Below are 25,226 nucleotides of genomic sequence, written 5' to 3'. Positions count from 1 at the left end.
TCCATGGTATCGCTTAGTGTTCTCATTTTGCGAATAAAGGCATCTAGCCCTGTGTCCTTGTTCCTTTTAAACGTCCGCTGTTTTATCCTTCGCCGTCCAATTGCTAAGAACATCCATTTGTTCTCATTGTCCCTTGTTGCTACTTTCCAAAGCAGCAGTGCCAATAATCGCTTTATCTACTTAGGCACTTAGTAGCTTGAAGCTGGTATATCAAGCTAAGTGTTGCGCTTATAACTGCAACGATTGGTATCTCCTAAACCACTAGTTACGGGTACATCCTTTGTACCTTCCTTTTTCATCCTTAACCAACTGCGTATCCAACACAGTAACGTTAACCTTTAACGTCTAGCTTCTCCCCTGAAGCGCTCCTCAGGTTCATCATGAACCTTATATTCCATTCCCATCTCTGTGCTTACTCCCTGTAAACACTATTCTCGCTCTACTTACCCTCTCATCCTTTAAGTGGGTGCGCTTCCTTTTGCATTTCCTACCCTGAGCGTATCCTGATGTCCCTTTATCTCTCTTCCTGAGATGTTGTTAATTATAAGCAAGCCAAAAAAAATCGCTGTAGTTAAAAGTAGACCTTTTACAAGAGGGATAAATATAAAAATTTATAACTCTATAAATTTCAATAGGTTAGCTTTGTTTTGGGGGTTATTTCAGCGTCTATTTACTCAATTTCTGGTAGTTAAGTAAGAAATATCTCACAGTTGATTTTCCGCTTTTCTACAATGGATCACCAAGCCCTGATACAAGATTAAATATTCAGGGTGTAAAACGATATAATTACAGGTAGAATTATTTGATAATAATTATTGTTTACTAAATGGAGTCTTTATGAAAAAAGCACTGGTTACTTTACTGGCTGCGCTCACTTGCTTACCAGCAGTGGCGACAGAAGAGGTTAATATTTATTCGTTTAGACAACCTTTTCTAATCCAACCAATTTTGGATGATTTTACAAAGCAAACTGGTATTAAAACTAATGTGGTTTTTGCAAAAAAAGGCTTGATAGAGCGAGTTAAGCGTGAAGGTAGACACAGTCGTGCTGACCTTGTACTTACATCAAACTTCAGCGCGCTAATCCAGTTAGAGGATGAGAACCTGACGCAAACAATTAGTAGCGACACGGTTGCAAAAAATATTCCGGCAAACTTTAGAGACCCTGAAGGGCAGTGGGTAGCATTAACTAAACGGGTACGTAATGTTTATTCATCTAAAGCTCGCACTGGCAAGTTAGATGCACTTACTTATGAGGCATTAGCAGACGAGCAGTATCGCGGCAAAATTTGTACACGCTCAGGTAAGCACCCTTATAACCTTGGTTTAGTTGCCTCTATGATTGCACATCACGGTGAAGCAAAAACTAAAGCATGGCTAGAAGGGGTTAAGGAAAATTTAGCGCGCAAGCCTCAAGGTAACGATCGTGCGCAAGTGAAAGCGGTAAAAGAAGGGCTATGTGATTTAGCCATCGGAAACAGCTACTACTTCGGTAAAATGATGGAAGACGAAAAGCAAAAAGCGTGGGCTGATGCCGTTTATATCAACTTCCCAAATCAGAAAGATCGTGGTTCGCATATTAATGTTTCTGGTGTTGTCTTAACCAAGCACGCTAAAAATACTGAAAATGCCTTGAAACTCATTGAGTTTATGACCGACAATAAGGCGCAGAATATGTATGCGTCGATGAATATGGAATATCCAGTGAAACCTGGCGTCGAGTTATCTAAACTAGTGGCATCATGGGGCGAATTTAAGGAAGATAGCCTACCATTGTCAGAGATCAGTAAATACCGTCCATTAGCGCTTAAGTTAATTGATGAGGTAAAATTTGACCTTTAATGCAGTTATCATTGTCACTGTCTAAATGGCAGACGTTTGCGTGGCTGATAGGGCTTAGCTTATCAGTCCCGCTTTTATTTTTGATCGTTGAGTCGTTTCAACCAGGCTCTGAAGTATTTGCTCACCTTTGGGATACTGTCCTATGGGATTACGTCAGCAATACCATTTGGCTTATTGTTGGTGTTTGTCTTGTCTGCGCGTTAATAGCTTTACCTCTAGGTTGGTTAACCGCGTATTGTGAATTTCCTGGGCGGCGTTTTTTTGAGTGGTCGTTGATGTTACCGCTGGCGATGCCAACTTACCTTATTGCATACGTCTATACGGATCTACTTGATTATGCTGGGCCTGTACAAATTGCGCTAAGAGAGTGGTTTGGGTGGCAATCACCTGATGACTATTGGTTTTTCGATATTCGCACTTTGCCCGGTGCTATCGTGATGATAGCTTTGGTACTATATCCATATTTATTTTTGATCTTCAGGACCGCACTGAGAGAGCAATCTTTCAAGCTTGTGCAAGCTAGTCAGCTTATGGGTAAATCACCTTCTCAAAGCTTTTTTAAGGTCAGTTTACCCTTATCTCGTGGTGCCATTGTTGCTGGTTTAGCGTTGATCTCAATGGAAAGTATGGCAGACTTCGCTACCGTTCACTATTTTGCTGTAAGCACGCTAACTACCGCGGTATACGATACTTGGCTTGGGTATTATTCTCTTACTGCTGCCGCAAAAATATCTGGCATTATGCTGTTGTTTTTATTTCTGGCGTTAACATTAGAGCGGTTGAGCCGGCCAACACAAGTAGTACATGAGCGCCAATCAAGTGTAAACAGCACCACGCTATATCACTTCAAAGGCACGCAGGCATGGTTGGCCAGCGGGTTTTGTTGGCTGATTCTTGCCGTAGCATTCATTGTACCAACATGGGTACTGGTCGATTATGCTATTAACTACTTTGAGCAAGCATGGAACGATAGTTTTTTCTTGTACGCGTGGCAAAGTCTAAAAATTGCATTTTGGGTGAGTGTAGTCTTGATTATCATGAGTATGTTGGTGGTATTTAACCAGCGTATCAGTCATGGTAAGCGTGTTGCTGTGCCGGGTAAATTAGCGAGTACTGGCTACGCACTTCCAGGAACTGTGTTGGCAATCGCAGTGTTGATCCCGCTAACCTTACTAGATGATAAGCTAAACACATGGTTTGAAGGCACTCAATTTGAGCCTGGGTTATTGTTTAGTGGAACTATCTTTGCCTTAGTTTTTGCATATGTAGTGAGGTTTTATGCCATAGCTCAAGGAGCGGTAGAGTCAAGTTATCAACGGATCAGCCCAAGTCTAGATATGGCAAGCTTTTCTTTAGGACGCAATCGACTCAGCACGATGTTATCGATTCATTTGCCTTTATTACGTCGTGGTATTTTAACCGCTGCACTGTTGGTGTTTATTGAATGTATGAAAGAGCTACCCGCAGCGTTGTTATTGCGACCCTTTAATTATGAGACATTAGCCACTCATGTTTTTCAATATGTCAGTGATGAGCAGCTAGAATTAGCCTCTGTGTCGGCGTTATTTATTGTTTTAGTTGGTTTAATTCCGCTTTATGTCGTAAACCGTTCAATGGAGCAGCGAAGTTAATGCATAGCTTAGTGCTAGAAAATCTTTCTTATCGCTATGACGGCGAAGCCGTAGTGAATAACTTAACTCTAAATGTAGAGCAAAATGAGATCGTATGTTTGCTCGGTGCTAGCGGTTGCGGAAAAACCACGACACTTAAAGTGATTGCTGGCTTGATAGAGCCATTTCAGGGTAGCGTCAGTATTTTGGGTAAAGCCATGAATGGTGCTAGCGGATTTATCCCACCACAAAAGCGTAATATTGGGATGATGTTTCAAGATTACGCGCTATTTCCGCACTTGACTGTGGCGCAAAATGTGGCGTTTGGTTTAACTATCAAAGACAAATCGGCGCGTGAAAGCAGAGTCGCTGAAATGCTCAACTTGGTGCAGCTTCAAGACTATGCAGCACGCTTCCCTCATGAGCTTTCTGGTGGTCAGCAGCAACGAGTTGCGATTGCTCGTGCATTGGCTTACAAGCCTAATTTGCTATTACTTGATGAGCCATTTTCAAATATTGATGCGCAGGTACGTTTTCAATTAATTAATGATATTCGTCGTATCATTAAAGATCAGCAGGTTTCTGCTATTTTTGTGAGCCACTCAAAGGAAGAGGCGTTTGCTTTTGCCGATCGCCTTGCCATTATGGACAAAGGAAAGATTGCCCAAGTTGGTGATCCAAAAACACTATTTCAACGTCCCAAAAGTAAAATGGTTGCTGAATTTTTAGGCCAAGGGATCTACATTCCTGCACAAAGGGTCAATGGTGCTTCCGTCGAAACGAAATTTGGTGCTGTACACTCTTTGGTTGAACTTGGGAATATGGATGCAAAAGGTGAAGTGTATCTACGACCGCAGCATATTACTCTAGAAAATTGCGCCCAAGGCAGTGTTAAGATCCTTAATCAACGTTTTATGGGAACAGAGTATATTTATCGCGTGACCGTAGAGGGTCAAGAGCTTGAGGTATCTCACCCTGCACATGAGCCTCTTGACTTAACTAAACCAATCTCTTTAAAAATTAAGGCACATGCTGTAAATTTCTTTTCTTAATAGTAGATGAATAAAGCAGGGAGTAGAGCATGGCGCTTGCCCAATCTGGTGTGTGTGCTGAAGCTAATTTGCACGGCTTACATTTGTTCTTCAATGTGCTTGAAGGGCAAGATGAAGCGTTACGAACGGCGCTTGGTAATTGCGGGCGTCTACAAGAAGAATTAGAAGACCGCTTTTCTGAGTCCATGTTGTCGAGTTTTGTGGCTATTGGTGCACAGTATTGGCCGCATATCTATCCCGAATTTATTCCTAAAGAGCTAAAAAGCTTTCCGCACATTATTGATGCGGAGCATACCGTACATACTCAACCTTTCGACTTACTCTATGTGATCCGCTCTGATCGCGAAGATGTTAATCATATCTTTGCCCAAAGTGTATTGCATATGCTCAATGGTTTAGTCGAGATGGTGGCACATGTCCGTGCTTTTCGTTTTCTGGATGGGCGTGATTTTAACGGTTTTATTTACGGCGCCAATAACCCCAGAGGGCGTAACAAGCGTGAAGTGGCTTTGGTGCATAACCCAAATGCAGCTGATCACCTAGGAAGTTATATTCATGTAAAGCGGGTGAAGTTTGACCTAATGCGTTGGCAGAGTTTATCACTTAGTGAACAAGAGCATTTAATGGGTCGCACACGGTTAGACAATGACTTGATAGTCGATTGTGAACTCCCGAACCACGCAACTTTAACCGAATTAAAAGATGAAAATGGTCATGCGCTAATACTGGAGCAAAGTATGCCATTTGGCGATGTATTTGAACAAGGAAGCTTGTATTTAAGTTGTAGCGCCAAAGGTGATGCGTTTGAGCAGGTGTTAAAAAGTAGGCTGGGAGTAGCAGAGAATTATGATCCGATATTAGATTATTCCAGCGCAGATATGGGGTCTGCTTTTTTTGCACCATCCTTAGAGTTTTTGTCAGTGATGGCAAAAATGCCGGAGTGAGTCGCAAGTTGATCTGAATACTATTTTGACCGAGCGGTCTTCTTATTTTGGAATTAGACAGAAAGTAATATAAAGCAAGCATTGAGGCGACGGCCTGGTCTTTCCTTTATCCAATCTAAATAGTTGTAAACTTACTTGTTACAAATTAACCAAAATGGTAATTTTATGTAATAAATAATTCCTGTATTTATTTTTTTGGAATTGTAATTGCTTAGTAATGCAGCTATCAACATGATTTACCCTCTTAAGCAAGTTGGTATCACTTTAATAATGGATAAAATAATGAGAATAAAAACCTTCTGCCTGACTACACTGTGTCTTTTTTCATTGTCGGTTAGTGCTGCAAATGACGTATATGGGACTGTTGATCAACTGATCACAAGGTCGGGTGCTAATGGCGACCACGCAGTTTACTTTAGAATTGAAGTAATGAAAGAGTACTCTAATTTTGAAACTTGTATTGCCAATGGTGATGAGCTTACATGGCAATTAGACCTTTCTTCACCTGTCGCGCAATATCAATTTGATATTCTGAAAAAATCATATTCGGAGCGTTTGCCTGTTAGGATCATCGGACATGAGGATGTTTGCGCTAATGGTGAAGCTCAATCCGATAAAATATTTGAGCTCAGTCCTTGGTCATGGAGTGAATACTCAATGAAAAAAGTCGCAGCGCCTAAATAATTTGAACCTTGAATAATTAATGCCTTACTAGCAGCCAGTTTTAGCGCGAATTGCGCCGAGCTGATACCAATTTTCTTAATTAAGTGGTCTATTTTGAGGCGAGAAAATCTTGTCGATAACCCCGCTACCGCGTCCTCTACCTCCGTATAGGCAAGGCAAAAATTTTGCTATTTAGTTGTTCTAAATAAGAAATTTTTAACGCGGTTAGCGTCAGGTTTTCGCCTTCAAATTGAGCAAGTATTAAGTCAAATTGGTATCATAGCATGTATGGATTTTTCGCACCTGAGTCATTACTGACGACGGGTCTTGATTTAATTTCCTCAAGCTTATGTAAAATGTCTTTGAGCTGTTGCTGAACTGGCTCTGTATTTGAGTTTGTTAGGGTATTTGCTAATAATGTCGTGACGGCCTCAAGCGCTTTTGCATTACTGTCATCAAGGTGATTATCGACTTGGATCTGCGGTTGTGCCACCGCCTCTAAGCGATCTGACAAGTGTGAAAATAACGTATTTTGCTGCTGACTCTGTTGACCCAATGCGTGTTGTATTTGTGCTTGAGTGTTAAGCAAGTCATTGAGTTTATCCAGATTAGCGAGTAGCTGCTGGCCATTCGCGGTTTGTTGGATAGTATTTTGTAACCCTGTCATTTCCTGAACAACTTGTTGCTGTGAAGCTATCAATTGTGTTAGCGGGGCGGCATAAGGCTGCTGTGATAAGGTCTCTCGTAGCTCAGTTAACTGGGTGGAGAACTCTTGTTCGTCAAGCACTTGAGCCAATTGCTGCAGCAGCGCACTGTAATCAAAGCTAAGCTGTTCTTTATCGAGTTTAGCGGCGATTTGGGCAAGGGATTTATTAACAAAGCTTAGTTGTTCAACGGCCAATTGTGCAGGGCTTCCTTCATCACTACTACGGTTTAGGCGCGCGTACTCTGCTTTAATTTCATACCAGCGAGCTGCTGCTTCATCCGTTAATGTGCCGCGCAATTGGGCCAGTTTTAGTAGATTTTCTTCACTGCCTTTGCTCAGTGTTTGTGCCTCACCGCGGTAGTGATCTTGAATTAGGTTTTCAAGCTCACTGTCATTCATGGCAGCAACCACCTTTTCAGCCATTTTATTCATATTACGGTAGCTGCCTTGTAACTTAAATGGCGGCTCTGTGCGGTAGTTATCATCTTGCGCAGCAGAGGCAATATACTGTGCATTTACTTTTAAAATAGTGTCGCGAATGGTGAGTAGCTTTTTCAGTACGCTGACAATTTCATTTACTTGTGCTTGAGAGTAATTAAACTCCAATTCATTAATAGAAAGATCTTCACCTTGAGCAATGCGAACCAGTTTATATAAGTCTTCCATGCCACGATTAGCAAGAGGTGCGAGCACGGCGTTGGAAGTGAGCGTATTTTCAATAAAGCTCATCGCAAATTCTTGTTCACAGCCACTTAGGGTATCACCAAGATTATAAATATCGGCACGGTTGGCTAGCATATCAGGGATTTTAAATGACTCACCAGATTCGGTATAAGGGTTTCCAGCCATTACCACGGCAAACTTCTTGCCTCTGAGATCATAGGTTTTACTGCGACCGTTCCACACACCGTCTATGCGTCTTGAGCCGTCACATAAAGAAATGAACTTTTGTAAAAACTCTGGGTTGGTATGCTGAATATCGTCAAGGTATAGCATCACGTTATTGCCCATCTCAAAGCTTTGATTGATCTTTTCAATTTCTTTTGCAGCAGTGGCGTTGATGGCTTGCGCGGGATCTAAGGATACTTGGTCATGACCAATTGATGGACAGTTTACCTTAACGAAAGTGAGTCCTAGGCGATTCGCTACATATTCTATTAGTGTGGTTTTACCATAGCCCGGTGGTGAAATAAGGAGTAGCATGCCCATTAAATCGGTGCGTTTATTATTACCTGCCGCTCCGATTTGTTTTGCTAAGTTATCGCCAATAATAGGGAAGTAGACTTTGTCAATCAGCTGGTTACGTACAAATGAGCTTAGTGGTCTGGGTTTAAACTCATCCAGCTGCAAGCGCTGCTTTTGTGCCTCAAGCACTTGTGCTTTTAGTTGTTGGTACTGTTTGTAAGCGGGAACATGAATACTAAGATACTCATTGCTTCGGGCAAAAAAGTCGGCGTAATCTAGGTGCAATACTTGATTGGCAATACGAGGGTGCTGACCCATCAAGTCTGAAATTTCAGTGTTTATTTCTGCTTCTTTGACTTGGTAGGTGAGGCTAAAATGCTTAGAGAGCAAAATGCTGTTTGCCGCTTCGAGTAATATCTCTGTGCTTGCATTTTGCTTATTGCCATAGGCGCGCAGCCAGCTGCTTAGTAGGCGACATTTGTCTGCAAGTTTAGTTAAATGCGCCAATGAGTCTTCAAGTTGTTGCCACACCCCTTTGGCTTTTGCCATTGAGATAAACTGCTCGCTTATCTGTTTAGCCGACGCTGCCAGATCAAATTGTCTCGGTTTGTGTTGCCTAGCAAGGGCTTTAATGAGGTAAGCTGCACTTAATTCGCCTGAAAAGCGGCTTAACTCTTCTACATAGCCCGATAAGTTCTGTTGGCAAAATATAGTGATACGTTTACTTAGTGTGTTGCTCAGCTGCTGGCTAAAACCATGATCATCTAACTTCGTTGCCATTAACTCAGCTTGTGTCGCTTGAAACGTCAATTCAGTGAGCTCAGTTTGGCTTAGTTGTGTATAAAATAACTGTGCTGCAACCCGACAACTGGCTGGATAGATGAGTAACCCCAGCTGTTGCTTTTGTTGTAGTAAGTTCTCTAAAATCAGACTGGCATCATGATCGTGAATGCCTTTTTCATAGCCTTCTTGGTATCTTGGCTCGGCAAACTTTTGTACGATGGCAAGCAAACTTCCATTATCAGCAGCAAGCTCAAGTGTAGCTTGAGTAAAATCATTCTCTTCTTGTTCAGCTGCAGCCAAAACTTGTGCTGCTAAGTACTCTCCACGATAGAAATGGCGATTCTCTGATATCAGATTTTGTTGCCAGTAGGCACTTGCATCATTAAGTAATTGGTTGCTTTTTGAATCTGGAATAACATCAAAATACTCAGTACCTGTGAGGTGTAACATGAGCTGTTCGTCACGTGGTAGCAAAGTCAAATCAAGCATTTGTTTGTTAACACTGAATGCGTGTTTTCCTACTTTTACTGTGTTGCCACCATCGGTATAGATATCTTGCTTGTCTCGCAAAGCTCGGATCGCTTGATCTTTACAGGCTTTGAGTTTGGCCTGAATATCATCTGCTTTCACTTCATCACTGAGATCTTTTAGCTCTTGGGTTAAATCGCGAAGCTTGCCAATCATAGGATCAGACGCAAAATAGCTATTAATGTCATCTAAAGTTTTAAAGCTTTGTGTGCGCCTTGTTACCCCTTGTAAAATACGTTCGGCAGCGTTTGCTAAGCTCAGTGCGCGGCGCTGTCTGTCGTCAATGAGCTGCTGTTTATGTGCCTCAAAGCTTTCATAAACGTCATCACGTTTAGCCAAAATCTCCGTTAAAAATTCATCATATTGACTAAACTGGGACTCTAATTCTTCTAGCTGAATAAGCAAGCGAGATAACTGTTCATCACACTGCTCTGGGGTTTTAGCTGCGCTAAGACCACTGGTAATACTTTGACTAAAGAGCTTAAAGCGAGCTGCAAATTCCGCTTTAGCCTCCACGCTGCCGACACTTTTTTTCTGAATTTCTAATGCTGCTTTGGTGCGATTTACTTGGCCATAAATAGTGCTGATATCTTCCAAAATTTTAGTGCGAACACGGCTATCTTCAATGTCGAGATCCAGCATGGTGTGGTTGAGCAAATCAAGCTCAGCGCTCAAAGTTTCTAAGTTCGATAGAAAGCCATTTAGTTCTGTGACACTTTCAGTGTGTGCTCTGGCTTCTTCTAAACCCTCAAGTTGGGCGTAGTAGGGCGCTAATGCACTGTCTTGTTGCAAAAACTCGGCAGTTTTGTGGCTTAGACTTAGGGTGTGTTCATCAATTTGCTGCTGCATTGCAAAGAGCGCTTCAAGGTTGATGTATTTCACCTCTTCAAGGCTAATTACTTTTCCCTTTAAACGCTTAAGTGACTCTAAACTTTGCACAAACTGTTCTGCTTTTTTAAAGCTGTCTGGGCGTACTTCCCGTAATACGCCTTGTAAGGACTGTTGTATTTCAGCTTCTGCGCGTTTGGCGTCAGCTTCAATTTGACTTACTTTTTCAAACTCATCAAGTACTTGTTCTGAAGTTTCAAAAATATCATGCAGCTTTGCCGTTACGTCTTTAAAATCGGGCTCTGCAAGCCAGTGGTAACGGTCTAAAATACTGCGGGTAAGGGCTATCAAATCTTCATAATGAAATACCGTTGGGCTTTGGTCGTTGATTGCTTTAAAAACGCTGTATAAATCGGAGATCGCCCTCACTAAATCAGGGTTCCCAATCCGGCCAAATAATCCAGTGGCTCGAGGCGCTTTGGCGGCAAACTCACTGCTATAAAAAGGGCTTTGCCAGATCTGAATAGGGTGAACGCGTTCAGGCTCAGGCTCCGCTTTAAAGGTCAGCGCCAAACCGTCGTCATAAATACCATAGCCATGACAATAAATAGGGTTTTGCAGATTTTTCTCAATAATATTATAAGAGAAGAGTGCATAGCGCCCATCGTTTGGTTCGTAAAAAATATAGAGTACGTCTTCACCATTGGGGGACTTGAGCTGACGATGAAAAATTAACTCATCTAGTTGGTCGTCAAAATAGCGAGTTTGCCCAGATTGTAGGTAATATCCCCCAGGAAAAATAATACCTTGATTCTCTGGTAGCTGCACACAGGCACCACCTAGTGCATCTTGGCGCAGTATCTGCTGGGTACGACAGTTATAAATAAAGTAACGCCACTGTTTTTCACGATAGGGGAGCAACTTGAGCAGTACCATTTCGCCAACTTCGGCAAAGCGTAAATCGCAATCTGTAAGCGATTGGCTGGCGTCATCTACATCTTCTTGGTAAATACCTTCACCACTTTGGGTGTTATTTTCAATTTTAACGGTGAGTTTGCCGCGAGAAACTTCTATAAAGACTTTATCGTTTACATTAATATGTGGATGGCGGCCTTCGACATGGTCGGAGCGGTCGGTTTTTTGCCACTCAAAGTCAAAGTTTTCTACCTCGCCTAAGTCACGCTCTCCGCGGTTATCAATGTAATCTAAGGTCTCGTCTTTGGCGATCTGCCAGCGAAAGACACGGACATCAGAGAGTTTTTCACCAATCTGAAATAGCGCAAAGAGCTTGTTTGATTTGACAAAGAGGTGTTGTAGTCGAGTGTCTTTGTAATAGGTGTATAGTTCATCAAAGTCACGTAAAAAACGCGGATCGGTAAGAAACTTAGTTTCTTGGGGGTAAGGCTCTATCTCGTAATGGTCATCTTGCAGGTGTAGTTTTTGTACTGTGAATACGTCACTCACTTGGGTGTTTTGTTTGAGCCCCATAAACACATTGTAGGCGAAGATAAGTTTATCGCCTATGAGCACGATGTCTCGTGGCACGCAGTTATGCTCAGTACGAACTCTTGCTCGACCTTGTACTTTAAGTTCTGTACTGCCAAAGGTATCAACACGTTGTTGGTTAATTTGGTCTATTTGGCTTTTTAGATCGTTACCAAAGTTGCCAAGTCGGCGCTTTATGAGTTGATAAGAATCTTGCTCGAGCGTTCGCTCTGGCGCTTGTTGCGTTGCTTCCGTCATTCTTTGCTTTCCTATGTGCACTGCGCAAATGGGGAAGGAGCCAAGGTTTTGGCCCCTTTGCTTGATTACTCTACAGGTTCGTTTTGTTTACTGGCATTTAATGAACCACCAAGTAACTTGAGTAACTGCTGTTTATCCGCATCTGAGCTGCTGCTCAGTTGTTGGAAAAACTTACTCATGTTGATGTTCTTTAGTGTTTCAGAAGACGCATTGGCACCTGCTAGCACCCCTTTTAGGTCATCCATTAGATTGCGCTCACCATTTAAGTGATCTTTGAATACAGTTTGCACAGTCTTGCTTTCCCCAACTAAGCCATCGATAGACTTACCTACGGTAATCGCATTCATGAACTGGTTAAAGAACTGACCGTCGCCACCCATAAAGTTAATATCAGCACCGCTTAGTGCTTTGCCTAACACATCTGCTTGGCTTGCTGAAACTTGTTTATTTGCCTCGATATTCGCCAGTGTCAGTTCTTTTTGCTGATTTAGTTGCAGTGTGAAGGCTTCGTATTCACGAGCATCGTTATCCATCTTGTTAAGCGCTTCAAGCTTTTCTGTGAGACCCTTTGCCTCAGCTGACATTCTGCGCTCAAGATTGATGGCTTCCGCCTCACCTTGTTTTTCAATGGCGTCAGCCATGGCTGTCTGCACTTCGGCTTCTGCCATACCAATGTCACGCTTGCCTTGTGCTTCAGCTTCAAGTCTTTGTCTTAGTACTTGTGCTTCTGTTTCACCTTGCAGTGCATTAGCGGTTGCTTTCGCTTTGATAATATCGGCTTCAGCAAGCCCAGATGCTGCTGCTTCAACTTGCGAAGCTTCTGCCAATATCTTCTTCGACTCAGCTGTCTGATTTGCAATACGTAGCTCTGCTGAAGCCATTTTTTCCATTTCACGGGCTTTAAACTCAGCTGCTTGCTCTTTGGCCTTTGCCGCTTCAATATCTTTCACTAGAGCTTCTTCGGCCTCTGCTTGCGCAAGAATAATTTTGGCTTGTTTTTGACGCTCAGCATCAGCAATACACTGTACATCTTTGATACGCTCTTGCTCTTCTGCGACGGTCTTCTCGACAGCAACGCGTTCACGCTGAACGTCAGCAATTTCTTTTTGCTCAACCTCAAGAGCTTTGGCTTTTTGAATACGTAAAATATCGGTTTCGCGCTCGCGTTCGATGATTTCAATTTCTCGTGAGCGTGCCACTTTCTCTTCTTCAATGGCAAGCAAGCGAAGGCGGTTTTGCTCCGCTACGTCGATTTCACGTTGTTTGTTATGCTCAGCAATCGCGATTGCTTCATCGGCTTTTAAACGAGCCTCTTCGGCTTTTAAGCGTTCTTCATGTTTCACGCGCTCCGCTTCAGCAGCTTCTCTTGCACGCACCGATTCAATTTCACGACGTTGTTTTGCGCTTGCATCTTCTCTTTGACGCTCAACTTCTGCGGCTTTTTCGAATGCAGCTTGGTTTTGATTGTCGATCTGCGCTTTCTCATCACATTTAAGCTGATTGGTTTCAACGTTTTGCCTAGAGGTTTTTTCGGTAATACGACGAATACCTTCAGCGTCGAGGATGTTATTTGGATCTAGTTTATCAATAGAAGTTTGCTCAAGGTAATCAATCGCGACATCTTCTAATGTATAGCCCGATAAATCCTGGCCAATCACCTCTTTAATTGCATCACGGAATTCATTACGGTGAGTAAACAACTCCTCAAAGTTCATACGTTTACCTACTGTTTTCAAGGCTTCTGAGAATTTGGCCTCAAACAGTGCCTGCAAGGTTTCTGGTGCTGATGCGCGAGCGCAACCAACTTGCTTTGCAACACGTAGAATGTCTTCTTTATTTTCGTTGACGCGGATATAAAAGGTAATGGCAATATCGGCACGGATATTGTCTTTACAGATGAGGCCGCTGTTATCACGGCGCTCTAATACCATGCGATTAGTTGAAATATCCATCACTTCCATTTTGTGGATCACGGGTAATACAACACCGCCTGTGGTAGTAACATCAGGCTCATTTTTCATTTTGTTGATGATTAATGCCTGACCCTGCTCAACCTTACGGTAGAATTTACCTATTAAAAGTAAAATGGCGAATATGATTACAATGGCTATTCCCGCGATTGCGAGTACCGGTCCGAGGTTATTTAGAAATTCCATGCTTGTTCCTGCTTTGCGCTATATAGTTTGAACCAGAAGTAGTGGCTCGTGTTTTAATTCCGTTGTTTTGTATGTTTCACCCATTGCATTGATAGTTATGTTCCTGCTGCAAATAGATAGGTGACTAAGTACGCTCTGTGTAAAGCTGTTGGCTAGATAAAAAGGCTGTTGAGTCCGATTTAACAAGCACTTTATTTTTACTTCAGATACGAGTTAATTGTGTGTTCTACTCTGTCACTAATTGAGCAGAGTAAGGGTGCAATTACCAAGGTTTAGCTACAACCGTGTAGCTATGGGTCGTGATGTCATGGTCAATAAGTAACGCACTGTCTCCTATGGTGAAGGTATTGTCTTCGTCTGAACGGATCTCAATCAGTTGTTCAGTACCCTGAATATATACTCTGGCTTGACCAAAGGTGCTACTTACGCGTGACGTGGCGATGGTACACTCAAGTCCAACCAGCGCATGTTTTGAAGTGGTTTCTTGGCTTTCAAAAAAGCGTCGTAAAGGCCTTACCAACAGCGCGGTAAGTGGTAAAGCTACGATAAGGCTGGCGAGCATGAATACTGTACCTATAAAATAATAGGAAATACCATTACCGAGCAAATAAGCAAAAAGCTGCTGAGTATATAAACTGATAATCCAGCCAAGCGATATAATAATGCTCAGTGAGATACTCAGTGGCACTCCACCAAATGCGAGTTGCCAATACGAGCTACTTGAAGCAGTGTTCGCTTCAATATCAACATCACTCTCTAAAATATCGAGATCTACCAAGCCCAGCAGAGCTATTATCCAAAATAAGATGACGATCAATAGTAAGGTTGAAAAAATGATCGTAGGAAAAGTAAATGCTGTATTTAAAAATTCCATTTGCGCTCCTTAACTCCTCGTATTTACTTTGTGCTCAGCAAATAATTAGAAAAGGCTGCGTGTTCATGGGTTTTTGCTTTCACGACTTGACAGCGCATTGCATTATAGCTGAACGAGGGATAATCGATATGCTGTGTTGCTGATAATACTCAATAGATAATTGGTATAAAACAAGCTGTCCCTCTTGTAAGGTGAGAAATAGTCACCCTGTGTATCTAAAGTTGCCACAATGAGACATATTATGTCAACTAAATATTTGCTGTTGTTTTAACCCATTTGTTTAGCTGTGTGCAATAAGCTGAGGCGGGGAAATCGCGCCAGTTGTGATACCAGCGCGGCGGAGTATTATACGTTATCAAATAGTGTCTTTACTTTATCTAGGGTCACGTCTATTTCTGATATTTTAGCTGGTGCAATAAAAATAGTATCGTCACCGGCTATGGTACCTAGTACACCATCTGCTGTGCCAAGAGAGTCCAATAATCGCGCGATTAGCTGGGCAGCTCCTGGGCTGGTGCGAATAATGATCATCATTTCATTGTGCATAATGTCTACGACTAGTTGGCGTAGTGGGCTTTTTGCCGTGGGCACGCTCATCTCAGCAGGTAAACAATAAACCATTTCCTGCTTTGCATTACGGGTTCTTACAGCGCCAAACTTGCTAAGCATACGGGAGACTTTACTTTGACTAACATTGTCAAACCCTTGTTGTTTGAGCGCATCAACAATTTCACCTTGAGAGCCAAAGTTTTCTTCTTTTAGAATCGCTTTAAATGCTTTGATAAGTGCTTCTTGTTTTTCTTGCGGCTGCATAGTTTGTCTTCTTTTACGGCTAATTTTTAAATTCTACACAAAACCGTAAGGATCCCCAAATTTGCGCGACCAAAATCGCTGTCGTAAAGCATTGGCGCACAAAGTGTCGCGATCTTTACACTTTTACTTAAGACATTAGTCAAAAAATCTTGAAAATAGCCGTGATATATTTGTGTTTACCTGCGCTTTTCATTATCTTTACTGCACACTCAATTCCACCTTCAAATTATGGAGAATTCACATGAAAGTTGCTGTATTAGGTGCCGCTGGCGGTATCGGTCAAGCTCTATCTTTATTGCTTAAAAATGGTCTACCAGCTGGCTCTGAGTTAGCGCTTTATGACGTTGCACCTGTTGTACCTGGTGTTGCAGTTGACTTATCTCACATCCCAACTGCGGTAACTGTTGCAGGTTATGGTAAAGATGACCTAGACCCAGCACTAGCTGGTGCTGACGTAGTGCTTATCCCTGCTGGTATGCCGCGTAAGCCGGGTATGGACCGTGCTGATCTATTCAATGTAAATGCTGGTATCATCAAAACGCTTGCTGAAGGTATTGTTAAAAACTGCCCTAAAGCACTTGTCGGTATCATTACAAACCCAGTAAATGGCACGGTACCAATCGTTGCTGAAGTATTCAAAAAAGCAGGAACTTATGATCCAGCTCGTGTATTCGGTGTAACAACGCTTGACGTTATCCGCGCTGAAACTTTTATCGCAGAGCTAAAAGGTCTAGATGTTTCTGAAGTTAAGATCCCAGTAATTGGTGGTCACTCAGGTACTACAATTCTGCCTCTTCTTTCTCAAGTTGAAGGTGTTGAGTTTACTGACGAAGAAGTTGCTTCACTTACTACTCGCATTCAAAACGCAGGTACTGAAGTGGTTGAAGCAAAAGCTGGTGGCGGCTCAGCGACATTATCTATGGGGGCAGCAGCTGCACGTTTCTGTTTCTCGTTAGTGAAAGGCCTGCAAGGTGAAGAAGTGTTAGAATACGCCTATGTTGAAGGTAACACAGGCGATGCTACATTCTTTGCTCAGCCAGTTATCCTTGGCAAAAACGGTGTAGAGAAGTTACTTCCTTACGGTGAGCTAAGTGCGTTTGAGCAAAAAGCAAAAGACGACATGCTAGCGACACTTGAAAAAGACATCAAAGAAGGTGTTGATTTCATGGCTTAAGCCAGACTGATACAAAAAACCAGTCGCTTTTACAGTGACTGGTTTTTTTATGCCTGAGGTTTACCCTCACACTGTTGGGTTTAGTGAAGAATACGAGCTCTTAGTGTACCTTCTACTGCGCTCAGCTCTTTCAACGCAACTTCTGAATGGTCGCTATCGACATCTATGACAACATAACCGATCGACTCGTCTGTTTGCAGATACTGCGCGGCGATGTTGATACCATGCTGAGCAAATGCTTGGTTAATTTGAGTCAGCACACCAGGGCGGTTGACATGCACATGCAGTAAACGGCTTCTGTTCGATAGCTCAGGTAATGATACTTCAGGGAAGTTCACGGCGGTGACTGTTGAGCCATTATCAGAGTATTTTGTGAGCTTGCCAGCTACTTCTACACCGATATTTTCTTGTGCTTCTTGGGTTGAGCCACCAACATGTGGGGTCAGTAGTACATTGTCAAATTCACGCAGTGGTGAGACAAACTCTTCGTTGTTCGACTTAGGCTCTACTGGAAAGACATCTATTGCCGCGCCGGATAGCTTTTTACCCGCTAATGCCTCTGCTAAGGCGTCAATATCAACAACAGTACCACGAGAAGCGTTGATCAGAATTGCACCTTGTTTCATGACTTCGATTTCAGCCATACCGATGAGGTTTTTCGTTTGTGGCGTTTCTGGTACATGTAAACTAACCACATCAGCACGCTGTAATAATTGCGTCAGAGTTGGGAGCTGGGTTGCATTTCCTAGGGTAAGTTTATCCTCAATATCGTAGAACTCGACATTCATGCCGATATTTTCAGCCATAATGCCAAGCTGAGTACCGATATGGCCATAACCAATAATACCCAGTGTTTTTCCGCGAGCTTCGAAGGAGCCATCGGCCGACTTATCCCATTCACCACGGTGTGCTTTGGCATTGCGCTCAGGAATACGGCGAAGTAATAACAAGATTTCACCCAACACCAGCTCTGCAACCGAGCGAGTATTAGAAAATGGCGCATTGAATACAGCGATACCGCGCTGTTTTGCAGCATTCAAGTCAACTTGGTTGGTACCGATACAAAAGCACCCAATCGCGACTAGCTTTTCAGCTTGCGCTAACACGGTTTCTGTTAAGTGTGTACGAGAGCGGATCCCGACAAAGTGGGCGTCTTTGATCCGCTCGATAAGCTCAGGCTCCGGTAAGGATGTTTTGACATAGTCTATATTGCTGTAGCCGTTGCGCTTTAGTGTTTCTACCGCACTTTGGTGCACACCTTCTAACAACAAAATTCGAATTTTATCCTTTGATAACGAAACCTTGCTCATCTGTAATCTCACTAGTTGATTTTAGGCCCTTCTTCGGTGCCTGTTATAACAACGTCAGCGCCACGTGAGGCAAATAAGCCATTGGTGACAACGCCAACAATCTGGTTAATTTTTTCTTCAAGCGCTTTTGCTGCGCTAATTTCTAGGCCGTGTACATCTAAAATAACGTTGCCGTTATCTGTAGTGACACCTTGGCGGTACACAGGGTCGCCGCCAAGCTTAAGTAATTCTCTCGCTACATAACTGCGTGCCATCGGGATCACTTCAACTGGCAACGGAAAAGCGCCCAAAGTGTCGACATGTTTGGTGTTATCAACAATACAAACAAACTTTTTAGCGACGGCAGCGACAATTTTTTCACGTGTGAGTGCCGCACCACCGCCTTTTATCATCTCGTTTTGACTGTTAATCTCATCTGCGCCATCGACATATACTGCAAGTTCTGACACATCGTTTAGCTCAAAGACTTCAATGCCAAGTGCTTTTAGTTTTTCCGTTGATGCTTCAGAACTGGAAACCGCCCCCTTGATATTGTCTTTGATGCTTCCTAACGCATCAATAAAGTGGTTAACGGTGGAACCTGTTCCAACCCCAACAATCGTATTTTCTTCTACGTAGTTTAAGGCTGCCCACGCTGCGGCTTTTTTCATTTCATCTTGAGTCATAACGCTACACTTAATTGTTATTGAAGTTGCACAGAGTATAACTCAATCAAAGTGGTAGCGTCATGGTCAAAAGCAGCGCTAATCGCGCTTAACTTGTTGCACTCTATTATTGTTCCGGCCAAGTATATAAGCGGGTGGGTGTAAGAATAGTTGGCAGTGGGATATCCCAAGCTTCGGTCGGTAAGCTTAAAACGCGCTGACAGTCATGAGCCAGCCCCATCAAAGTTGGCTTATCTCGCTGCTCAGCATAATGTAACGCCAATGTTCTATCATAATATCCACCACCCATACCTAAGCGGTTTCCATGCTCATCAAAAGCGACTAACGGCATCAATAGTAAATCTAACGATGCAAGAGGCGCCACAGCTGAGCAATCTAGCTTAGGCTCCAAGATAGCATAGCGATTTGTCTTCATGGGTGAGTTTTTTTCATACTTCTGAAAGAGTAAGTTAGTGTGGTTAAATGGGTGTATTATAGGTAGGTAAACTTGATGTTTTTTAGACCAAAGTGATTGAATTAAAAGGGATGTGTCTAGTTCTCCATCATTTTGTAAATAGACACCTATACGGGCGTTATTTGGTAAGTTTACATGTTGAAAAAAATTAATATTTAATTGTGTGGCTGCAACAGATTGCTCTATTGAAGATAGCGAGTTTCTACGTTTTCTAATGGTTTTTCTCAACTCACCCCTAGTAAGTTGAGAATTATTAATGTTGTTATTAGATTTACTCATTCTATTGCAAGCAATTCAGGGAAAAATAAGCTGATACCAAGCAAAATAAATAAAATAATCAGCACCGCGAGTAGATAATAAAGCCAAGTTTTTGATTTCGCTGGTGGTGCAGGCTCGTACTCGAGCTCGTCAAACAGATCAGTAGACTCCCAGTCATCTTCTTCTTTATCTGTGGCTTCATGTTGTTGAGTAGGAGCGAGGCGCTGCTCTATGTCTTCTAAGCGCTCTTCAATTCTGATTAGGCTACTTGTAATGTAGTCAAGCGCTTCAAAAACTCTCTCCTGATCTGGATTTGATACGGCAGCAGAGGAATGAGCGTGCAGCTTGGCAGTGATCCCGACACTGGCTAATAGTTTGATCTGTTTGAGTGCTTTGGTTTTATCACTGGGGGCAAATAAAGCTTTTCCAGCATAAAACTGCTGAATTTTCGATGGCGAGGTTTTTAACCTTTCAGCGAGGGTCGTCGCAGCACTTTGCTGATCTTTACCGTCGGCCATGCCAACGAAGACGACTTTAAACTGCTCGTTCATGGTGCGTGCCTAAGTTGTAAATAGATAGTATTAAGTATATCTAGATTATAGGTAACTGTAGAAAGATAAAAGGAAATTTTTATTATTAGGGCCTGTTGATCTTTCAAGTTTATTTTTGTAGCAGTTTGATAGGTATTTATACAAGGCAGAGCCTAAAATAGTGGCCACATTTGCAGCCACTACTTAATGAAGATTAGTAAAGTGCTGACTGTCCCACTTTTGGTATGGTGTTTTGAATGAAGCGGCGGAGATCTTCATTGGATGTTTCTAAGTCTTCGTGACGTAGGTACATCATATGTCCAGAGCGGTAACCTTTGAAGGTTAACCTGTCTCGCATCTTCCCGCTAGGATCTAGTTGCCACATATTATATTTAGCATCAAAGTAATTAGTCGCACCATCGTAGTAGCCAGACTGAGTAAGTACATGGAGGTAAGGGTTTTGTGCCATGGCTAATCTGAGCTGCTCACCGACATTATTGTCGCTATTATCCCAAGGATGAACCGCACCAAACATATTGTACTTTACATCTGTTTTATAATTGAGTTCAGTCGCAAAATAGTGATTAATTGCCGGTGTAAATGAGTGCAGCCAAGATGTAAGCTCAGGCCAATAGTCTGGGCGGGATCCTGCATCTCTTTTATCAATACCGAGATAGCGAGAGTCTAGTCTACCTATAGTGCGACCGCGGTCGCGCAATAGCTCTTTCCAAAATGCTGCGGTAGGAATGTCGAGATTATTTTGAGCAACGAAACGCTCATTTAAGCCGCTATATTTAGCAACAGTTTTGATAACACTTTGTTTTTCCTGTTCGCTGATAAATGCTCCTTTGGCGAGTGCTGGGAGGTATTTGTCGATAGTATATGCTTCTACTTCTGCTAGCACCTCAGGTAGGTCTTTACTTTGAAGCTCGGTTGGTAGGGCCTTATGATACCACGCAGCAGCTGCGTAATAGGGTAAACGGTTAGCAACTTTTACTGGGCCTTGACGCTTGATTCCGATGTCGGTTGGAGATACCAGAATAACGCCGTTTAAATATAACCACTGCTTGTTTTGCATAGCGTGTGCGAGTCCTGCAACACGCGTGGTACCATAGCTTTCACCAATTAAATACTTAGGTGATAACATGCGCTCATTACGATGAATGAAGGTATTTAGCCACTCCGCTAAATATTTTATATCGGCGTTTATTCCAAAAAACATTTTTGTTTGTTCTGGTTTACTGGGATATTTACCTTCAGCATTTTTAAGAACCCGGGAATAGCCAGTATTGACCGGATTGACATATACAATGTCTGCGACATCTAAAACAGAATACGGATTATCTTTTAAACCGTACGGTTGTTGCGGATAACCTTCGTCATCTATTTTTAATACTCTTGGTCCAGTATAAGCGATGTGCATCCATACAGACGCAGAGCCCGGACCACCGTTGAAAGAAATTAATAGTGGACGTTCGCTTACTTCTTTTATATTTTTACGCTGGTAGTAGGTGTAATGTAGCGTGGCGATTGCTTCACCTTTTTCATTCCACACCGGCTGCGTCCCCGTTGTTGCCGTATAGTTTATACGCTTGCCTTTAATTTCAACGCGGTGTTCTGTTGTGATTTTATGATCTATCTCAATGGTGCGGTTGTGTTGTTCAGCTATGCTAGGCAATGAAAACAAAGCACAACTTAAAAACACAAATGACAGTATTTTGTTCATGGCTTCCTCAATAAAACGGTAAGGTATTGCGGCATTAAAAAAGTATTTTAGGTGAAATTCAAAGTCATTGAGACAAACAGAGTAAAAAAACAGCTAGTTTGAAGATAACTGTTCTCAACTCATTTATTATTATGTAACAAATTTGTCTGCTGCTGGTTTTTTTTAGTCCTAGATTCGCGTATATTTAATACTTAATTATGTAGTAATAAAGTATTTAGCCTCGTTAAATTCTTGTTTCACTGCGCTTCTCGTTGTACTTAAGAGATCTCAATCCATGCAAAGAATTCTAATTGTTGAAGACAGTAAGGTCGTACAGCAGGTATTACGACACCTTGCCGCTCAATATCTTGATGTCGCAATTGATTTTGCTTGGTCACTCAAGGAAAGTAAGGCCTTTTTGAGCCAGCATGAATATACATTGGCGCTGGTAGATTTAACGCTGCCCGATGCGATGGACGCAGAAGTTGTGCAGCTTACGCTCAGTCATCAGATCCCAACGGTGGTGTTAACATCGAAAATTGATGAATATAGTCGCCAGCAAATGCTTGAGATGGGGGTGGTAGATTATGTCATCAAAGACAACCGCGATTCTTATCTATACGCAGTCAAGCTTGCATCTCGCCTGTTAAGAAACCAAGGGTGCAAAGCACTAATCGCCGATGATTCAGTGATTAGTCGTGTAGTTATGAAGCAGATGTTAGAAAAGCAGCTTTTTACTGTACTAGAAGCACAAGATGGTGCTGAAGCATTGGAAATGCTGCTCGGAGATCACGATATTAAGTTACTACTTACTGACTTTGCGATGCCAACAATGGACGGCTTTGAGTTGGTAAAGTCGGTGCGAAATAGTCGCGGTCGAGATGAACTTGCCATTATTGGTTTATCTGGGGCAGGCAGTCATGGGCTATCGGCAAAGTTTATCAAATACGGTGCAAATGACTTTTTGGCGAAACCATTTATGAGTGAGGAGTTCCATTGTCGAATTATGCAAACAATGGAGCAGCTTAATTTGATTGCGGAAATCAAAGAGTATGCGCACAGAGACTATCTGACAGGGTTGTACAATCGCCGATACTTTTGCCAACACGCTGAGCGCCTAATAAAAAATAAACCCAACCAGCATATTCTTGCTTTACTCGACCTCGATCACTTTAAGTCGATTAATGACCAATATGGCCATGAAAGTGGCGATGAAGTACTTAAACAGGTCGCTGACTTATTACGCAGTGCTTTTGGGCATTACATAGTCGCTCGAATTGGCGGTGAAGAGTTTGCGCTATTGATCCCAAGCTCAGATCTTAATCGAGCAAAGCAAATGTTAGAAGATTTTCGAGAGCGTTTAGCTAAACAAGCGTTTACGATTGTGCAGGGGAAATACCGATGCACTATCAGTATTGGTATGGCGGCGTGTCAATCAAATACGCTGAGTGAGGTGATGCGTAAAGCCGATAAAGCGCTATATCAAGCTAAAGATAAGCAGCGAAATTGTGTTATTGCGCATTAATATTGCTTTAGTATAGGGTTTTGCACCAACCCAGTTCAGACTTAATAACAATGCACCTAGATGGTGCATTTTTTATGCGTAAAAAGTGCGATTCAGTATTAATTCATTGTTAATTAAGGAATAAAAAATTTGGCATAAAGGTTGGATTACAGCATGTAACAGGATCAACTGTCCTAAGGGGACTTAGTATGAAAATGATAAGTGCAATAATAAAACCATTTAAACTCGACGAAGTGCGCGAAGCGTTGGCCGACTTGGGGATTGAAGGGATGACGGTTGTTGATGTCAAAGGCTTTGGACGTCAACGTGGTCACACCGAGTTATATCGCGGTGCTGAGTATCAGGTCGATTTTATACCGAAAATAAAAATAGAAATTGCGACCTTGGCTGAAAATGCAGAACGTGTAGTAGAGACAGTAACAAAGGCAGCTTTCACTGGCAAAATTGGTGATGGAAAAATCTTTGTATATGACTTAGACCAAATCGTTCGGATCCGTACCGGCGAACTTGATGAAGAAGCGATTTAAGGGGATCCTAACGATGGAAAATACAATCATAGAACTCAAATTCTCATTAAATACTTTTTATTTTTTGATTTCGGGTGTGCTGGTGATGTGGATGGCAGCAGGTTTTGCCATGCTAGAAGCTGGACTTGTTCGTTCCAAAAACACCACTGAGATACTAACCAAAAACGTCGCGCTTTACGCGATAGCTTGTACTATGTATCTGCTTATTGGTTATAACATTATGTATGTTGATAACGCTGAGGGTGGTGTCCTGCCAAGTATTGGCGCGTTAATCGGAAGCGCCGCAACTGATGCGGATCATGCGTTGCAGTCTGACTTTTTCTTTCAAGTTGTCTTTGTGGCTACCGCGATGTCTATTGTTTCTGGTGCGGTAGCTGAGCGAATGAAATTGTGGGCATTTTTAGCGTTTTGTGTTGTGCTTACCGGCTTTATTTATCCTCTTGAAGGGTATTGGACTTGGGGTGGAGGATTTTTATCTGAGCTTGGATTTGTGGATTTTGCAGGTTCTGCCATTGTGCATGGCGCTGGCGCCGCTGCGGCCTTAGCAGGAGTATTATTACTCGGTGCACGTAAAGGCAAGTATGGTAAAAATGGCGAGGTTTATCCTATTCCTGGCTCAAATATGCCACTAGCCACACTTGGTACGTTTATTTTGTGGATGGGGTGGTTTGGCTTTAATGGCGGCTCACAATTATTTTTGGCAGATAAGGAAAATGCCATCGCAGTAAGTCAAATTATGCTCAATACCAATGCCGCAGCCGCTGCGGGTGCGGTGGCGGCTTTATTAGTATGTAAAATGATGTGGGGTAAAGCAGATTTAACAATGGTGCTAAACGGTGCATTAGCTGGCTTAGTAACGATTACCGCAGAGCCTGCTTCACCGACACCGATACTGGCTCTTATCCTTGGTGCGCTTGGTGGAGCACTTGTGGTATTTAGTATTATTGCGCTAGATAAGGCTAAAATTGATGACCCAGTCGGGGCAATTTCAGTGCACGGTGTTTGTGGTGCATTAGGAGTGATGATGGTGCCATTTTCAAACTCAGACGCCACATTTCAAGGTCAAGCGGTTGGGCTTGTGACGATTCTTGGCTTTGTGTTTATCACATCCTACATTGTGTGGAGTGTACTTAAGGCAAGTATGGGGATCCGAGTTGGCGAAGAGGAAGAGCTGAGCGGAATGGATCAACATGACTGCGGCGTAGATGCCTACCCAGAGTTCGTGACAGTTCGCGGACAGTAATACTTATTGGCTCTAGGTCAATATGTGAGGAGTGGTTTATTTTATGTTTACAATGTTTTGCTTGATATAAGACAAAGTCAGTGAACAGATAAGCCGCTCTTAGAGTTC

Annotated in this window: 18 protein-coding genes; 9 read left to right on the top strand and 9 right to left on the bottom strand. The window is 42.5% G+C overall.

The features are described from left to right. Positions 1–837 precede the first annotated feature (837 nt). From J8Z24_RS13045 to J8Z24_RS13025, 5 genes are all read left to right on the top strand, one after another. Positions 838–1,842 (top strand): Fe(3+) ABC transporter substrate-binding protein, encoded by a 1,005-nt coding sequence (locus J8Z24_RS13045; protein WP_125251644.1) that lies wholly within the window; start codon positions 838–840, stop codon positions 1,840–1,842. Next, positions 1,842–3,473, top strand: coding sequence for an ABC transporter permease (locus tag J8Z24_RS13040; protein ID WP_252094811.1), 1,632 nt, complete (start codon positions 1,842–1,844; stop codon positions 3,471–3,473). The genes J8Z24_RS13045 and J8Z24_RS13040 overlap by 1 nt, the downstream gene beginning before the upstream one ends. Further along, positions 3,473–4,504, top strand: coding sequence for an ABC transporter ATP-binding protein (locus J8Z24_RS13035; protein WP_252094810.1), 1,032 nt, complete (start codon positions 3,473–3,475; stop codon positions 4,502–4,504). The genes J8Z24_RS13040 and J8Z24_RS13035 overlap by 1 nt, the downstream gene beginning before the upstream one ends. A 29-nt stretch (positions 4,505–4,533) precedes the next feature. Next, a complete protein-coding gene (locus J8Z24_RS13030; RefSeq protein WP_252094808.1) occupies positions 4,534–5,448 on the top strand; it encodes a Dyp-type peroxidase in 915 nt (304 codons plus the stop codon). A 282-nt stretch (positions 5,449–5,730) separates the two neighbouring features. Continuing rightward, positions 5,731–6,132 (top strand): hypothetical protein, encoded by a 402-nt coding sequence (locus J8Z24_RS13025; RefSeq protein ID WP_125251648.1) that lies wholly within the window; start codon positions 5,731–5,733, stop codon positions 6,130–6,132. Between the two features lie 256 nt (positions 6,133–6,388). Here J8Z24_RS13025 and J8Z24_RS13020 read toward each other — a convergent pair whose 3' ends face one another. From J8Z24_RS13020 to argR, 4 genes are all read right to left on the bottom strand, one after another. Beyond that, entirely contained in the window at positions 6,389–11,884 is a 5,496-nt protein-coding gene (locus tag J8Z24_RS13020) for a DNA repair ATPase (protein WP_252094807.1), read from the bottom strand. Between the two features lie 65 nt (positions 11,885–11,949). Further along, a complete protein-coding gene (locus J8Z24_RS13015) occupies positions 11,950–14,040 on the bottom strand; it encodes an SPFH domain-containing protein (RefSeq protein WP_252094806.1) in 2,091 nt (696 codons plus the stop codon). A gap of 262 nt (positions 14,041–14,302) precedes the next feature. After that, positions 14,303–14,914, bottom strand: a complete 612-nt coding sequence (locus J8Z24_RS13010) for an OB-fold-containig protein (protein WP_176031979.1) — start codon at positions 14,912–14,914, stop codon at positions 14,303–14,305. A gap of 345 nt (positions 14,915–15,259) precedes the next feature. After that, on the bottom strand, positions 15,260–15,727 hold the full coding sequence (gene argR, locus J8Z24_RS13005) for a transcriptional regulator ArgR (protein WP_125250967.1): 468 nt from the start codon (positions 15,725–15,727) through the stop codon (positions 15,260–15,262). A gap of 241 nt (positions 15,728–15,968) precedes the next feature. Here argR and mdh point away from each other — a divergent pair, with 241 nt between their 5' ends. Then, positions 15,969–16,901: a malate dehydrogenase gene (gene mdh, locus J8Z24_RS13000; protein WP_125250966.1), complete on the top strand. Its 933-nt coding sequence runs from the start codon at positions 15,969–15,971 to the stop codon at positions 16,899–16,901. 80 nt (positions 16,902–16,981) lie between these two features. Here mdh and serA read toward each other — a convergent pair whose 3' ends face one another. The 5 genes from serA to J8Z24_RS12975 form a co-directional block, all read right to left on the bottom strand. Continuing rightward, a complete protein-coding gene (gene serA, locus J8Z24_RS12995; RefSeq protein ID WP_125250965.1) occupies positions 16,982–18,211 on the bottom strand; it encodes a phosphoglycerate dehydrogenase in 1,230 nt (409 codons plus the stop codon). Positions 18,212–18,222: 11 nt separating this feature from the next. Further along, positions 18,223–18,876, bottom strand: coding sequence for a ribose-5-phosphate isomerase RpiA (gene rpiA / locus J8Z24_RS12990; protein ID WP_125250964.1), 654 nt, complete (start codon positions 18,874–18,876; stop codon positions 18,223–18,225). A gap of 106 nt (positions 18,877–18,982) precedes the next feature. Beyond that, complete coding sequence (locus J8Z24_RS12985) at positions 18,983–19,609, bottom strand: 5-formyltetrahydrofolate cyclo-ligase (RefSeq protein ID WP_128729741.1); 627 nt, start codon at positions 19,607–19,609, stop codon at positions 18,983–18,985. Next, positions 19,606–20,139 (bottom strand): hypothetical protein, encoded by a 534-nt coding sequence (locus J8Z24_RS12980; RefSeq protein ID WP_176031977.1) that lies wholly within the window; start codon positions 20,137–20,139, stop codon positions 19,606–19,608. The genes J8Z24_RS12985 and J8Z24_RS12980 overlap by 4 nt, the downstream gene beginning before the upstream one ends. A gap of 193 nt (positions 20,140–20,332) precedes the next feature. Beyond that, complete coding sequence (locus tag J8Z24_RS12975) at positions 20,333–21,844, bottom strand: S10 family peptidase (RefSeq protein ID WP_252094805.1); 1,512 nt, start codon at positions 21,842–21,844, stop codon at positions 20,333–20,335. Positions 21,845–22,118: 274 nt separating this feature from the next. Here J8Z24_RS12975 and J8Z24_RS12970 point away from each other — a divergent pair, with 274 nt between their 5' ends. The 3 genes from J8Z24_RS12970 (at position 22,119) to J8Z24_RS12960 (ending at position 25,118) form a co-directional block, all read left to right on the top strand. Beyond that, positions 22,119–23,348: a GGDEF domain-containing response regulator gene (locus J8Z24_RS12970; RefSeq protein ID WP_125250960.1), complete on the top strand. Its 1,230-nt coding sequence runs from the start codon at positions 22,119–22,121 to the stop codon at positions 23,346–23,348. 188 nt (positions 23,349–23,536) lie between these two features. Then, positions 23,537–23,875, top strand: coding sequence for a P-II family nitrogen regulator (locus J8Z24_RS12965; protein WP_125250959.1), 339 nt, complete (start codon positions 23,537–23,539; stop codon positions 23,873–23,875). Between the two features lie 13 nt (positions 23,876–23,888). Continuing rightward, a complete protein-coding gene (locus tag J8Z24_RS12960) occupies positions 23,889–25,118 on the top strand; it encodes an ammonium transporter AmtB (RefSeq protein WP_176031975.1) in 1,230 nt (409 codons plus the stop codon). Positions 25,119–25,226 lie beyond the last annotated feature (108 nt).

The sequence above is a fragment of the Pseudoalteromonas sp. SCSIO 43201 genome (assembly GCF_023716725.1).
GTDB lineage: Bacteria > Pseudomonadota > Gammaproteobacteria > Enterobacterales > Alteromonadaceae > Pseudoalteromonas > Pseudoalteromonas peptidolytica.
Note: the sequence above shows the minus strand (reverse complement) of the source record. Positions and strands in the feature narration are given on the sequence as shown.

Bases quoted from the DNA above. Each gene is read 5' to 3' on its own strand.
- J8Z24_RS12960 (WP_176031975.1), top strand. From the start codon at position 23,889: ATGGAAAATACAATCATAGAACTCAAATTCTCATTAAATACTTTTTAT.
- J8Z24_RS12980 (WP_176031977.1), bottom strand. From the start codon at position 20,139: ATGAACGAGCAGTTTAAAGTCGTCTTCGTTGGCATGGCCGACGGTAAA.
- J8Z24_RS13035 (WP_252094810.1), top strand. From the start codon at position 3,473: ATGCATAGCTTAGTGCTAGAAAATCTTTCTTATCGCTATGACGGCGAA.
- J8Z24_RS12970 (WP_125250960.1), top strand. From the start codon at position 22,119: ATGCAAAGAATTCTAATTGTTGAAGACAGTAAGGTCGTACAGCAGGTA.
- J8Z24_RS13010 (WP_176031979.1), bottom strand. From the start codon at position 14,914: ATGGAATTTTTAAATACAGCATTTACTTTTCCTACGATCATTTTTTCA.
- rpiA (WP_125250964.1), bottom strand. From the start codon at position 18,876: ATGACTCAAGATGAAATGAAAAAAGCCGCAGCGTGGGCAGCCTTAAAC.
- J8Z24_RS13020 (WP_252094807.1), bottom strand. From the start codon at position 11,884: ATGACGGAAGCAACGCAACAAGCGCCAGAGCGAACGCTCGAGCAAGAT.
- J8Z24_RS13030 (WP_252094808.1), top strand. From the start codon at position 4,534: ATGGCGCTTGCCCAATCTGGTGTGTGTGCTGAAGCTAATTTGCACGGC.
- argR (WP_125250967.1), bottom strand. From the start codon at position 15,727: ATGCAGCCGCAAGAAAAACAAGAAGCACTTATCAAAGCATTTAAAGCG.
- J8Z24_RS12975 (WP_252094805.1), bottom strand. From the start codon at position 21,844: ATGAACAAAATACTGTCATTTGTGTTTTTAAGTTGTGCTTTGTTTTCA.
- J8Z24_RS13015 (WP_252094806.1), bottom strand. From the start codon at position 14,040: ATGGAATTTCTAAATAACCTCGGACCGGTACTCGCAATCGCGGGAATA.
- J8Z24_RS13025 (WP_125251648.1), top strand. From the start codon at position 5,731: ATGAGAATAAAAACCTTCTGCCTGACTACACTGTGTCTTTTTTCATTG.
- J8Z24_RS12985 (WP_128729741.1), bottom strand. From the start codon at position 19,609: ATGAGTAAATCTAATAACAACATTAATAATTCTCAACTTACTAGGGGT.
- J8Z24_RS13040 (WP_252094811.1), top strand. From the start codon at position 1,842: ATGCAGTTATCATTGTCACTGTCTAAATGGCAGACGTTTGCGTGGCTG.
- mdh (WP_125250966.1), top strand. From the start codon at position 15,969: ATGAAAGTTGCTGTATTAGGTGCCGCTGGCGGTATCGGTCAAGCTCTA.
- serA (WP_125250965.1), bottom strand. From the start codon at position 18,211: ATGAGCAAGGTTTCGTTATCAAAGGATAAAATTCGAATTTTGTTGTTA.
- J8Z24_RS12965 (WP_125250959.1), top strand. From the start codon at position 23,537: ATGAAAATGATAAGTGCAATAATAAAACCATTTAAACTCGACGAAGTG.
- J8Z24_RS13045 (WP_125251644.1), top strand. From the start codon at position 838: ATGAAAAAAGCACTGGTTACTTTACTGGCTGCGCTCACTTGCTTACCA.